Origin of the sequence: Mycobacterium sp. E3339, assembly GCF_001666915.1 — a bacterium.
Classification (GTDB): Bacteria; Actinomycetota; Actinomycetes; order Mycobacteriales; family Mycobacteriaceae; genus Mycobacterium.
The window spans coordinates 1-10882 of record NZ_LZIZ01000251.1; the positions used below are offsets into that span (position 1 = coordinate 1).

Consider the following 10882-nt stretch of genomic DNA (forward strand, 5'->3'; position numbering starts at 1 on the left):
TCATCGGTTGGCCGCGCGATCAACGCGATCACCTCATCGACTGGGGCGGCGCCACTTTCGATGTCCTCGGTCCGCTGAATTGGCAGGCGATCAAATCGACGCCTCGCGCGTTGCAAATGCTGCGGTTCGCGCGCCGCGTGGTGCGCCAGCGGGCCGTTCTCGAGGGCAGCATGGCACACGAGCTTCTGATCGCCGCCGACGAAGGCAAGCTGCCGCACCGCGAGTGTTCGCCGCTGATGGTCGACTACCTCGCGCCGTCGATCGACACCACGATGAGCGCCATCTCCAACGCGTTGCATTTGTTCGCGTGCCACCCCGAGCAATGGCGACTCCTGAAAGAGGACCCGGCCCTGATGACCAACGCCGTCAACGAGGTGGTCCGGTATGAACCCCCGCTGCGTGCATTCGCGCGCTGGGTGCCAAGGCAAACCGAAATAGCCGGCACCCCAATACTATCCGGTGCCCGAGTCCTCGTGATATACGCCTCAGCCAACCGCGACGAACGCGAGTGGGAGGAACCCGACCTCTTCGACATCCGCCGTGACGCCAGCCGTCAAATCGGATTCGGACAGGGTGCGCATGCCTGTGCCGGCCAGGGCCTGGCGCGTTTGGAAACGGCGGCCATGCTGCGCGCGCTGCTTGAACGCGTCGACCGCATCGAGGTCACCGGTGCACCAAAATGGGCTATTAACAACATCATCCGCCGTCACGAAGCGCTGCCGCTAAAGCTGGTTGCCGCATGAGACTCTTACCCTTGGCCGCCGAGCCGTTCACCCCTTCGGCCGACCGCGACATGCTCCCGTCGGAGCGCCGCGAATTCGTCCGCACGCACCGGACGTGTGTCTTCGGGTACCGCCGCCGCCATGACGGCCCGGCCATGTCGATCGTGTATTACGTCCCGACCGATGACGACGAGCTGCTGGTGTCCACCATGGCCGGCCGCGCGAAGGCGAACGCCGTGGCGCGGGACCCGAAAGTGAGCATTTGCGTGCTGGACGAGCGCTGGCCGTTCTCCTTCTTGCAGGTGTATGCCGACGCCGTCATCGATCGAGACCCTGACCTCGTTGTCGACGTCATGATGGCCGTCGGCTGGCGGATGTCCGGGCAGCTGGCAGGCGCGGACGCACGGCCCTTCGTCAGGGAAATGGCCGAGCGCGAAGACAGGCTGGTGATCCGCTGCCGTCCCTACGCGACGTTCGCCACGCCGCCGCGTCATCTATATGCGAACGAGGAAGCGACCGAGCTGACGCACTGGGGATCATCGTCGCTCCCGTGGGACGCCCCGGATCCCGTTGCGCGATAGGTAAATCAGGCCCCGTATACGGGAACCGGCGGCCGGGCCTTGGCGAGCAGGTCCGCGACGACGGGCCCCAATTCGGCGGGATCCCACCGCGCACCCTTGTCGATCTGCGGCCCGTGGGCCCAGCCCTCGGCGACCCGGATCTTGCCGCCCTCGACCTCGAACACCTTGCCGGTGACGTCCCGCGACTCGGCGCTGCCCAGCCAGACCACCAGCGGCGAGACGTTCTCCGGCGCCATGGCGTCGAAATCCTGGTCCTGCGTGGCCATCATCTCGGCGAAGACGGTCTCGGTCATGCGGGTCCGGGCCGACGGCGCGATGGCGTTGACCGTGACGCCGTAGCGGCCCATCTCCGCCGCACCGACGAGCGTCATCGCCGCGATGCCGGCCTTGGCCGCGCTGTAGTTGCCCTGCCCGACGCTGCCCTGCAGGCCGGCACCCGAACTGGTGTTGATGATCCGCGCGTCGACCGTCTTGCCCTCCTTGGACAGCCCGCGCCAGTACGACGCCGCGTGCCGCATCGTGGCGAAGTGGCCCTTGAGGTGCACGGCGATGACGGCGTCGAACTCCTCCTCGCTGGTGTTGGCCATCATCCTGTCGCGCACGATGCCGGCGTTGTTCACCAGAACGTCCAGCCCGCCGAAGGTGTCGACGGCGGTCTGGATCAGGCCGGCCGCTTCGTCCCAGTCGGCGACGTTGGATCCATTGGCTACGGCTTCCCCACCGGCCGCGGTGATTTCGTCGACCACGCCCTGCGCCGCGCTGCCGCCGCCCGCCGGGGAGCCATCCAGTCCCACGCCGATGTCGTTGACCACCACGCGCGCTCCCTCGGCCGCGAAGGCCAGCGCATGCGCGCGCCCGATACCGCCGCCCGCCCCGGTGACGATGACGACGCGGCCGTCAACCACTCCCATTGTTCGTGTCTCCTCTACTTGATCGCGTTGGCATTCGTGGTGGCCAGGTAGTGCGGCGGTTCGCCGCCACCGTGCACCTCCAGCGAGGCGCCGCTGATGTAGGAGGCCGTGTCCGACGCCAGAAATGCTGCGGCCCAACCGATGTCCTCGGGCTGGGCCAGCCGGCCCAGCGGCACGTTCTTGGAGATCGCGGCGATGGACTCGGCGTCGCCGTAAAACAGTTCGGATTGCTCGGTTTCCACCATGCCCACCACGCAGGCGTTCACCCGCACCTTCGGCCCCCACTCCACCGCAAGCGTCTGCGTGAGGCTTTCGAGTCCGGCCTTGGCCGCGCCGTAGGCGCCGGTGCCCGGTGACGGCCGTCGACCGGACAGACTGCAGATGTTGACGATCGACCCGCCGCGTTCCTGGCCTTGCATGTGGGCGTTGGCATGCTGCGAAACCGACAGCGCGCCAATCAGGTTCAACTCGATGATCTTGCGGTTGAACTTCGCGCTGGACTCCGCGGTCAGCACGTACGGCGAACCGCCGGCGTTGTTGACCACGACGTCGAGCCGGCCATGCGTGTCGACGATGGAATCGATCAGCGCCTTGACGGCGTCGTCGTCACGGACGTCGCAGGAGTGGAACTCATAGGGCAGGCCCTCGACGGCCCGCCGCGCGCAGGTGATGACGGTGGCGCCCTGCCCGGCGAAAACCGAGCTGATGCCGGCGCCCACCCCGCGAACCCCGCCGGTGACCAGAACCACCCGCCCGGCCAGCCCCAAGTTGATGGCGTCGGGTGCTTCGGCGCGAGTCACTGTGCTAGCGTACCAAGCAAGTGCTTGCTTAGGTAGTTACCCCACAAGGAAGTGGCACCTTGCCCATCACATCCGAAACCACCGAACCGGGCATCGTCGCGGTCACCGTCGACTTTCCCCCGGTCAACGCCATCCCGTCGCGCGGCTGGTTTGAACTGGCCGACGTCATCACGGCCGCCGGCCAGGATCCGCAGACGCATGTCGTGATCCTGCGGGCGGAGGGCCGCGGCTTCAACGCCGGGGTCGACATCAAGGAGATGCAGCGCACCGAGGGATTCACCGCGCTGATCGACGCCAACCGCGGCTGCTTCGCCGCCTTCCGCGCGGTCTACGAGTGCGCGGTGCCGGTCGTCGCCGCGGTGAACGGATTCTGCGTCGGCGGCGGCATCGGCCTGGTCGGCAACTCCGACGTCATCGTGGCCTCCGAGGACGCCACCTTCGCGTTGCCCGAGGTGGAACGCGGCGCGCTCGGGGCGGCCACCCACCTGTCGCGGCTGGTGCCCCAGCACCTGATGCGGCGGCTGTTCTTCACCGCCGCGACCGTCGACGCCGCCACCCTGCACCATTTCGGCTCGGTGCACGAGGTGGTGCCGCGCGACGAGCTGGACGAGGCCGCGCTACGGGTCGCCCGCGACATCGCCGCCAAGGACACCCGCGTCATCCGGGCCGCCAAGGAGGCGCTCAACCTGATCGACGTGCAGCGGGTCAACTCGAGTTACCGCATGGAACAAGGCTTTACGTTCGAGCTAAACCTGGCCGGGGTGGCCGACGAGCACCGCGACGCGTTCGCCGGGACGGCTAAGGGCAAGAAAGCATGAGCGACAAGAGAACCACGTTGGACGACGCCGTCGCGCAATTGCGCAGCGGCATGACGATCGGCATCGGCGGCTGGGGCTCGCGCCGCAAGCCGATGGCGTTCGTGCGGGCGATGCTGCGCACGGACCTGAAGGACCTGACCGTGGTCACCTATGGCGGGCCCGACCTCGGGCTGCTCTGCTCGGCGGGCAAGGTCAAGCGCGTCTACTACGGCTTCGTCTCGCTGGACTCCCCGCCCTTCTACGACCCCTGGTTCGCCAAGGCCCGCACGAGCGGCGCCATCGAGGCCCGCGAAATGGACGAGGGCATGTTGCGCTGCGGCCTGCAGGCCGCCGCCCAACGCCTGCCGTTCCTGCCGATTCGGGCCGGGCTGGGCAGCTCGGTCCCCGACTTCTGGGAGGGTGAGCTGAAGACGGTGGCCAGTCCGTACCCCGCGCCCGAGGGCGGCCACGAGACGCTGATCGCCATGCCGGCGTTGCGCCTGGATGCCGCCTTCGCGCACCTGAATCTCGGTGACTGCCAAGGCAATGCGGCCTACACCGGGATCGATCCCTACTTCGACGACCTGTTCCTGATGGCCGCCGAAAAGCGCTTCCTGTCGGTAGAGCGCGTCGTCTCCACCGAGGAGCTGGTCAAGGCCGTTCCCCCGCAGGCGCTGCTGGTGAACCGGATGATGGTCGACTCGGTGGTTGAGGCGCCGGGTGGGGCCCACTTCACCACCGCCGCACCGGATTACGGCCGTGACGAGAAATTCCAGCGGCACTATGCCGAGGCCGCCTCGACCGATGAAGGCTGGCAGCAGTTCGTCCAGACCTACCTGTCGGGTGACGAGGACGACTACCAGGCGGCGGTTCGCGCGTTCGCAGAGGAGGCGGCCAAGTGAGCAGCACCCGCGCCGAGGTGTGCGCAGTCGCCTGTGCCGACCTGTTCGAAGGAGCCGGCGAAATCATGGTCAGCCCCATGACAAACATGGCCTCGGTCGGCGCGCGGCTGGCGCGGTTGACGTGTTCCCCCGACATTCTGCTCACCGACGGCGAGGCGCAGCTGCTGGCCGACACCCCGGCTTTGGGCAAGACCGGGCCCGTCGAGGGCTGGATGCCGTTCGGCCGGGTGTTCGAGACGCTGGCCTGGGGCCGGCGGCACGTGGTGATGGGCGCGAATCAGGTTGACCGCTTTGGCAATCAGAACATTTCGGCGTTCGGCCCGCTGCAGCACCCGACCCGGCAGATGTTCGGCCTGCGCGGCGCGCCCGGCAACGCGATCAACCACGCGACCAGTTACTGGGTGGGCAACCACTCCAAGCGGGTGTTCTGCGAGGCCGTCGACGTGGTCTGCGGCATCGGCTGGGACAAGGTGGACCCCGACAACCCGGCTTTCCGCTTCGCCAACACCTACCGGGTGGTGTCCAACCTCGGGGTGTTCGACTTCGGCGGCCCGGACCGGACGATGCGCGCGCTGACACTGCACCCCGGGGTGTCGCCGGACGACGTCCGCGAGGCCACCTCGTTCGAGGTGCACGGCCTCGACGAGGCCGGCGAGACCAGGCTCCCGACCGATGAGGAGCTGCGGCTGATCCGCGAGGTGATCGACCCGAAGTCCCTGCGCGACAGGGAGATCCGTTAATGAAGCTGCGCACGCCGCTGACCGAGCTGGTCGGTGTCGAGCACCCCGTCGTCCAGACCGGGATGGGCTGGGTGGCCGGTGCCCGGCTGGTGGCCGCAACGGCCAACGCCGGCGGCCTGGGCATCCTGGCGTCGGCCACCATGACCCTGGACGAGTTGGCGACGGCCATCGGCAAGGTCAAGGCCGCCACCGACAAGCCGTTCGGGGTGAACATCCGCGCCGACGCCGCCGACGCCGGCGACCGCGTCGATTTGATGATCCGCGAGGGCGTGAAGGTGGCGTCGTTCGCCCTGGCGCCCAAGCAGGAGCTCATCGCCCGGCTGAAAGAGGCCGGCGCGGTGGTGATCCCGTCGATCGGCGCCGCCAAGCACGCCAAAAAGGTGGCCGCCTGGGGCGCCGACGCCATGATCGTGCAGGGCGGCGAGGGTGGCGGGCACACCGGGCCCGTGGCCACGACGCTGCTGCTGCCGTCGGTGCTGGACGCCGTGGCGGGCACCGGGATTCCGGTGATCGCGGCGGGCGGCTTCTTCGACGGGCGCGGGCTGGCGGCCGCCTTGAGCTACGGCGCCGCCGGCGTGGCGATGGGCACGCGCTTCCTGCTGACCTCCGACTCGACCGTGCCCGACGCGGTCAAGCGGCGCTACCTGGATGCCGCGCTGGACGGCACGGTGGTCACCACACGCGTCGACGGCATGCCGCACCGGGTGCTGCGCACCGGCCTGGTCGAGAGGCTGGAAAGCGGTTCGCCGGTAAGGGGTCTCACCGCGGCTGTGCGCAATGCCGCGAAGTTCAAGCACATGTCGCAGATGACCTGGGCCTCGATGGTCCGCGACGGCCTGGCCATGCGGCACGGCAAGGAGCTGACCTGGTCCCAGGTGGTGATGGCGGCCAACACCCCGATGCTGCTGAAGGCCGGGCTGGTCGAGGGAAACACCGAGGCCGGGGTGCTGGCCTCCGGGCAGGTGGCCGGGATCCTCGAGGACCTGCCGTCGTGCGCCGAGCTGATCGAGTCGATCGTGCGGGACGCGATCACGCACCTGCGGGCGGCGTCGGCACTGGTCGAAGGCGACGACTAAAGACCCTGGCTTGCGTTGCGACCCCGGGTCCATCGTGGGGTCATGAGTGCGCTGACACCCGAGGCGTGGCCCAAGCCATTACTGGGCGCGGTCCGTGTTTCCAACAGATACCTGCTCAACCCGCTGATGTTGCGCCTGGCCGGCCGCAAACACTGGTACGCATCGGCCATCCACCACACCGGGCGACGGTCGGGCAAGCAGTACACCACCCCGATCGTCGCGGACCGGATTGACGATGGGTTCGTCGTACCGCTGCCCTACGGCACCCGGGTCGACTGGTTGCAGAACGTCCTTGCGGCCGGAGGCGCAAGCATTTCCTCGGACGGCGAGAGCTACCAGGTGACGCGGCCCGAGGTCCTCGACGCGGCGGCCGCCATGCCCATGCTGTCGGCCGAGCGCCGACGCACGTTCGCCCGCGTCGGCATCCAGCACTACCTCAAAGTCCGGGACGCCGCACCGCCGAGTTGAGCGCGTCGTGAGTCTCGGCCACCGCGAGACTGAAACCACGCACACGTTCTACGGCGTGTCGTGTGCGAGGTTTCAGTGTCGCGCCTTAAGGGGAAGCCGCGCGCCGAAACACGAGACGGCGCAGGGACTTACAGTCGCTCGACGATGGTGACGTTCGCCGTGCCACCCCCCTCGCACATCGTCTGCAGGCCGTAGCGACCGCCGACGCGCTCGAGTTCGTTGAGCATGGTGGCGAACAACTTGGCGCCGGTGGCGCCCAGCGGATGCCCGAGCGCGATCGCGCCGCCGTTGGGGTTGACCTTCTCGGGGTCGGCCTTGATCTCCTTGAGCCAGGCCAGCACCACCGGCGCGAACGCCTCGTTGATCTCGACGGTGTCGATGTCGTCGATCGACAGCCCCGTCTTCTCCAGCGCGTAGCGGGTGGCCGGGATCGGGCCGGTCAGCATGAACACCGGGTCGGCCGCGCGGGCGCTGATGTGGTGGATGCGGGCCCGCGGCGTGAGCTTGTGGTCCTTGACGGCCTGCTCCGAGGCCAGCAGCACCGCGCTCGCCCCGTCGGAGATCTGGCTCGCCATCGCGGCCGTCAGCTTGCCGCCCTCGACCAGCGTCTTGAGGCCGGCCATCTTTTCCAGCGACGACTCCCTGGGACCCTCGTCCACCCGGAACGGCCCGGATTCCGTTTCCACGGTGATGATTTCGTTGTCGAAGTGACCGCTGCGGATCGCGGCGAACGCGCGCTCGTGGCTGGCCAGCGCGAACCGCTCCATCTCCTCGCGCGACAGGTTCCACTTTTCGGCGATCAGCTCCGAGCCGCGGAACTGCGAGATCTCCTGGTCGCCGTAGCGGTGCAGCCACTGCTTGGACTCGTTGGTCGGCGAGGTGAAACCGAATTGCTCGCCCACGGTCATGGCCGAGGAGATCGGGATCTGGCTCATGTTCTGCACCCCGCCGGCCACGATGAGGTCGGCCGTGCCGGCCATGATCGCCTGTGCGCCAAAGGAAATCGCCTGCTGGCTGGAACCGCACTGGCGGTCGACGGTGACGCCGGGCACCTCTTCGGGGTAACCCGCGGCCAGCCACGAAAGCCGCGCGATGTTGCCGGCCTGGGCACCGATGGCGTCGACGCAGCCGGCGATCACGTCGTCGACGGCGGCGGGATCGACGTCGACCCGGTCGAGCAGGCCGCGCCACGCATAAGCGCCCAGGTCGACGGGATGTACCCCGGCGAGCGATCCACCGCGCTTGCCGACCGCGGTGCGCACAGCGTCGATGACGTACGCCTCAGGCATTTTCGACTCCTTCTTTGGTGATTCCACCGAGAACGATGGCGAGGTATTGCTGGCCCACCTGCTGAGCGGTGAGGGGCCCTCCGGGTTGATACCAGCGCACCGACACCCAAGTGGTGTCACGAATGAAACGGTAGACGAGGTCGACGTTGAGGTCGGGCCGGAAGTACCCCTCGTCGATGCCCTGGTTGATGACCTCGACCCACATCTTGCGTTGCTGCCGGTTCATGTCCTCGATGTAGGAGAACCGGGGCTGCGCCAACAACCGTTGGGCTTCGTCCTGATAGATCACGACCTGGGCGTGCCGATGCTCGATCGCCTCGAACGACGCCATGAACAGCCCCTTGAGCCGCTCCAGCGGGTTGGCCTCGCTGTCGACGATCTCGCGGTAGCGGGCGAACAACCAGTCCAGGAAGCTGCGCAGCACCTCGTCGACCATCTCCTCCTTGGAGGAGAAGTGGTGATACAGGCTGCCGGACAGAATCCCGGCGCTGTCCGCGATGTCGCGCACGGTGGTGGCGCGCAGGCCGCGCTCGGCGAACATGGTCGCGGCGAGTTCCAACAACTCGTCGCGTCGGCTGTTCGCCTGACCGGCCACTCGGTCCACCCGGCCACCATATCAACCAAGCGCTTGCTTGGCCAGCGAGCCGGTCAGGGATGCTGGCTGGACACCGAGATGACCTCGCCGGTGAGGTAGCTGGAGTAGTCACTGGCCAGGAACGCGATGGTGGCCGCGATCTCCCAGGGCTCGGCGGCGCGGCCGAACGCTTCGCCCGCGGAGAGCCGGTCAAGCAGGTCGGCCGAGGTGGTCTTGTCGAGGAACTTGTGCCGCGCGATGCTCGGGGACACGGCGTTGATGCGCACCCCGTACTCGACGGCTTCGATTGCGCTGCAACGGGTCAACGCCATCACCCCGGCCTTGGCGGCCGCATAGTGCGCCTGGGAGTGCTGCGCCCGCCAGCCCAGAACGCTCGCGTTGTTGACGATCACCCCGCCGTGGTCCGCTTCGCGGAAGTATCCCAGCGCCGCCCGGGTCGCCCGGAACACCGAGGACAGCGTCACGTTCAGCACGCGGTCCCACTCGTCGTCGGTCATGTCCACCACCGGCGTCTGACCGCCCAGACCGGCGTTGTTCACCAACACGTCGAGCCGGCCCATCCGCGCGGTGGTCGAGGCGATCAGCGCCTCCACCTGCGCGGTGGAGGTCACGTCGCACAGCACGCTTTCGACCCGCCCCAACCCCAGCGCGGACAGCTCGTCGGCGGTCTCCCCCAGCCGTCGCTCGTGGTGATCGGACACCACCACATCGGCGCCCTCGGCCAGGGCCCGCCTCGCGGTCGCCGAACCGATGCCGGTGCCCGCCGCCGCCGTCACGACGACCACCTTGCCTTGCAAAAGCCCGTGCCCGGCAACCTCTTTCGGAGCTTCGGACAGGCTCATCCCTTTACCTCCCGCGGCAGGCCGAGCACCCGCTCGGCGATGATGTTGCGCTGGATCTCGTTGGATCCGCCGTAGATGGTGTCCGCGCGGGTGAACAGGAACAGCCGCTGCCATTCGTCGAACTCGCCATCGGACAGGGTCAGCCCCGGCTTGCCGATCACGTCCATCGCCAGCTCGCCCAGGGCGCGATGCCAGTTGGCCCACAACAGCTTCGACACGTTATCTTTCCCGGCGGCCTGGCCGCCTCCTTCAACGTCCATGGTGGCCAGCGCGTACGAACGCATGGCCCGCAGCCCGGTCCATGCCCGGGTCAGCCGCTCCCGGATGAACGGGTCGTCGGCGGCCCCGTTGCGCTGCGCGAGCTCGGCGAGGTTGGAAAGCTCACGGGCGTAGCGGATTTGCTGACCCAGGGTCGAGACTCCGCGCTCGAAGGTCAGCGTGCCCATCGCGACGCGCCAGCCGTCGCCGGGTTCGCCGACCACCAGTGCGGCCTCGGTGCGGGCGTCGTCGAAGAAGACCTCGTTGAATTCCGAGTCGCCGGTCAGCTGGATGATGGGGCGGATCTGCACGCCCGGCTGGTCCAGCGGCACCAGCAGATACGACAGCCCGGCGTGCCGCTTGGAGCCCTTCTCGGTGCGCGCGACCACGAAGCACCACTGCGCCCAGTGCGCCAGCGACGTCCACACCTTCTGGCCGTTGATCACCCACTCGTCGCCGTCGAGTTCGGCGGTGGTCGCCACGTTGGCCAGGTCGCTGCCGGCGCCGGGCTCCGAATACCCCTGGCACCACAGCTCGGTGACGTCGAGGATCTTGGGCAGGAAACGCTGCTGCTGCTCGGGCGTCCCGAAGGCGATCAGCGTCGGGCCCAGCAGCTCCTCGCCGAAGTGGTTGACCTTGTCGGGCGCGTCGGCCTTGGCGTACTCCTCGTAGAAGGCCACCCGGTGCGCGGTCGACAGCCCGCGACCGCCGTGCTCGACCGGCCAGCCCAGGCAGGTCAGTCCGGCCTTGGCGAGATGCTGGTTCCAGGCCCGGCGCTCTTCGAAGGCCTCGTGCTCGCGCCCCGGCCCGCCGAGCCCCTTGAGGGCCGCGAATTCGCCGACCAGATTGTCGGCGAGCCAACCGCGGACCTCCGCCCGGAACTCCTCGACGTCCTGCATGC

Annotated in this window: 13 protein-coding genes; 7 read left to right on the forward strand and 6 right to left on the reverse strand. The window is 68.3% G+C overall.

Translation table 11 applies throughout. The features are described from left to right. Both A5702_RS24085 and A5702_RS24090 read left to right on the forward strand, forming a co-directional pair. Positions 1-743, forward strand: a 743-nt coding sequence (locus A5702_RS24085; RefSeq protein ID WP_156669732.1) for a cytochrome P450, incomplete at its 5' end; no start/stop codon positions are given. Then, positions 740-1303, forward strand: a complete 564-nt coding sequence (locus A5702_RS24090) for a pyridoxamine 5'-phosphate oxidase family protein (RefSeq protein ID WP_082956186.1) — start codon at positions 740-742, stop codon at positions 1301-1303. The genes A5702_RS24085 and A5702_RS24090, both read left to right, overlap by 4 nt. A 5-nt stretch (positions 1304-1308) precedes the next feature. Here the strand turns inward: A5702_RS24090 and A5702_RS24095 are convergent, their stop codons facing one another. Together A5702_RS24095 and A5702_RS24100 are read right to left on the reverse strand one after the other, a co-directional pair. Beyond that, a complete protein-coding gene (locus A5702_RS24095) occupies positions 1309-2214 on the reverse strand; it encodes an SDR family oxidoreductase (protein WP_067818230.1) in 906 nt (301 codons plus the stop codon). Between the two features lie 14 nt (positions 2215-2228). Beyond that, the gene (locus tag A5702_RS24100) at positions 2229-3014 is read right to left on the reverse strand and encodes an SDR family oxidoreductase (RefSeq protein WP_197499746.1); all 786 of its coding nucleotides are present in this window, start codon (positions 3012-3014) and stop codon (positions 2229-2231) included. Between the two features lie 59 nt (positions 3015-3073). Between A5702_RS24100 and echA20 the strand changes: the two genes are divergently transcribed. From echA20 to A5702_RS24125, 5 genes are read left to right on the forward strand one after another with little or no spacing between them, the layout of a single operon-like run. Beyond that, positions 3074-3832, forward strand: a complete 759-nt coding sequence (gene echA20 / locus A5702_RS24105) for a (7aS)-7a-methyl-1,5-dioxo-2,3,5,6,7,7a-hexahydro-1H-indene-carboxyl-CoA hydrolase (RefSeq protein WP_068224457.1) — start codon at positions 3074-3076, stop codon at positions 3830-3832. Beyond that, positions 3829-4713 (forward strand): cholesterol ring-cleaving hydrolase subunit IpdA, encoded by an 885-nt coding sequence (ipdA, locus tag A5702_RS24110; RefSeq protein WP_055399704.1) that lies wholly within the window; start codon positions 3829-3831, stop codon positions 4711-4713. Before echA20 ends, ipdA begins: the two co-directional genes overlap by 4 nt. After that, on the forward strand, positions 4710-5453 hold the full coding sequence (ipdB, locus tag A5702_RS24115; protein ID WP_068224464.1) for a cholesterol ring-cleaving hydrolase subunit IpdB: 744 nt from the start codon (positions 4710-4712) through the stop codon (positions 5451-5453). Before ipdA ends, ipdB begins: the two co-directional genes overlap by 4 nt. Then, positions 5453-6529, forward strand: a complete 1077-nt coding sequence (ipdC, locus tag A5702_RS24120) for a (3aS,4S,5R,7aS)-5-hydroxy-7a-methyl-1-oxo-octahydro-1H-indene-4-carboxyl-CoA dehydrogenase (RefSeq protein WP_068224468.1) — start codon at positions 5453-5455, stop codon at positions 6527-6529. Before ipdB ends, ipdC begins: the two co-directional genes overlap by 1 nt. A gap of 42 nt (positions 6530-6571) precedes the next feature. Then, positions 6572-6997, forward strand: coding sequence for a nitroreductase (locus tag A5702_RS24125; RefSeq protein ID WP_068224471.1), 426 nt, complete (start codon positions 6572-6574; stop codon positions 6995-6997). Between the two features lie 128 nt (positions 6998-7125). Here the strand turns inward: A5702_RS24125 and fadA6 are convergent, their stop codons facing one another. From fadA6 to ipdE1, 4 genes are read right to left on the reverse strand one after another with little or no spacing between them, the layout of a single operon-like run. After that, entirely contained in the window at positions 7126-8286 is a 1161-nt protein-coding gene (gene fadA6 / locus A5702_RS24130) for a steroid 3-ketoacyl-CoA thiolase FadA6 (RefSeq protein WP_068224473.1), read from the reverse strand. Then, positions 8279-8890: a TetR family transcriptional regulator KstR2 gene (gene kstR2, locus A5702_RS24135; protein ID WP_156669733.1), complete on the reverse strand. Its 612-nt coding sequence runs from the start codon at positions 8888-8890 to the stop codon at positions 8279-8281. The genes fadA6 and kstR2 overlap by 8 nt, the downstream gene beginning before the upstream one ends. A 44-nt stretch (positions 8891-8934) precedes the next feature. Continuing rightward, positions 8935-9723, reverse strand: a complete 789-nt coding sequence (ipdF, locus tag A5702_RS24140; protein ID WP_055399717.1) for a (5R,7aS)-5-hydroxy-7a-methyl-1-oxo-2,3,5,6,7,7a-hexahydro-1H-indene-carboxyl-CoA reductase — start codon at positions 9721-9723, stop codon at positions 8935-8937. Beyond that, a complete protein-coding gene (ipdE1, locus tag A5702_RS24145) occupies positions 9720-10880 on the reverse strand; it encodes an acyl-CoA dehydrogenase IpdE1 (RefSeq protein ID WP_055399719.1) in 1161 nt (386 codons plus the stop codon). The genes ipdF and ipdE1 overlap by 4 nt, the downstream gene beginning before the upstream one ends. Positions 10881-10882 lie beyond the last annotated feature (2 nt).

Coding starts and splice junctions, on each gene's coding strand:
- A5702_RS24090 (WP_082956186.1), top strand. CDS start 740: ATGAGACTCTTACCCTTGGCCGCCGAGCCGTTCACCCCTTCGGCCGAC.
- A5702_RS24095 (WP_067818230.1), bottom strand. CDS start 2,214: ATGGGAGTGGTTGACGGCCGCGTCGTCATCGTCACCGGGGCGGGCGGC.
- ipdA (WP_055399704.1), top strand. CDS start 3,829: ATGAGCGACAAGAGAACCACGTTGGACGACGCCGTCGCGCAATTGCGC.
- ipdC (WP_068224468.1), top strand. CDS start 5,453: ATGAAGCTGCGCACGCCGCTGACCGAGCTGGTCGGTGTCGAGCACCCC.
- A5702_RS24125 (WP_068224471.1), top strand. CDS start 6,572: ATGAGTGCGCTGACACCCGAGGCGTGGCCCAAGCCATTACTGGGCGCG.
- fadA6 (WP_068224473.1), bottom strand. CDS start 8,286: ATGCCTGAGGCGTACGTCATCGACGCTGTGCGCACCGCGGTCGGCAAG.
- ipdF (WP_055399717.1), bottom strand. CDS start 9,723: ATGAGCCTGTCCGAAGCTCCGAAAGAGGTTGCCGGGCACGGGCTTTTG.
- ipdE1 (WP_055399719.1), bottom strand. CDS start 10,880: ATGCAGGACGTCGAGGAGTTCCGGGCGGAGGTCCGCGGTTGGCTCGCC.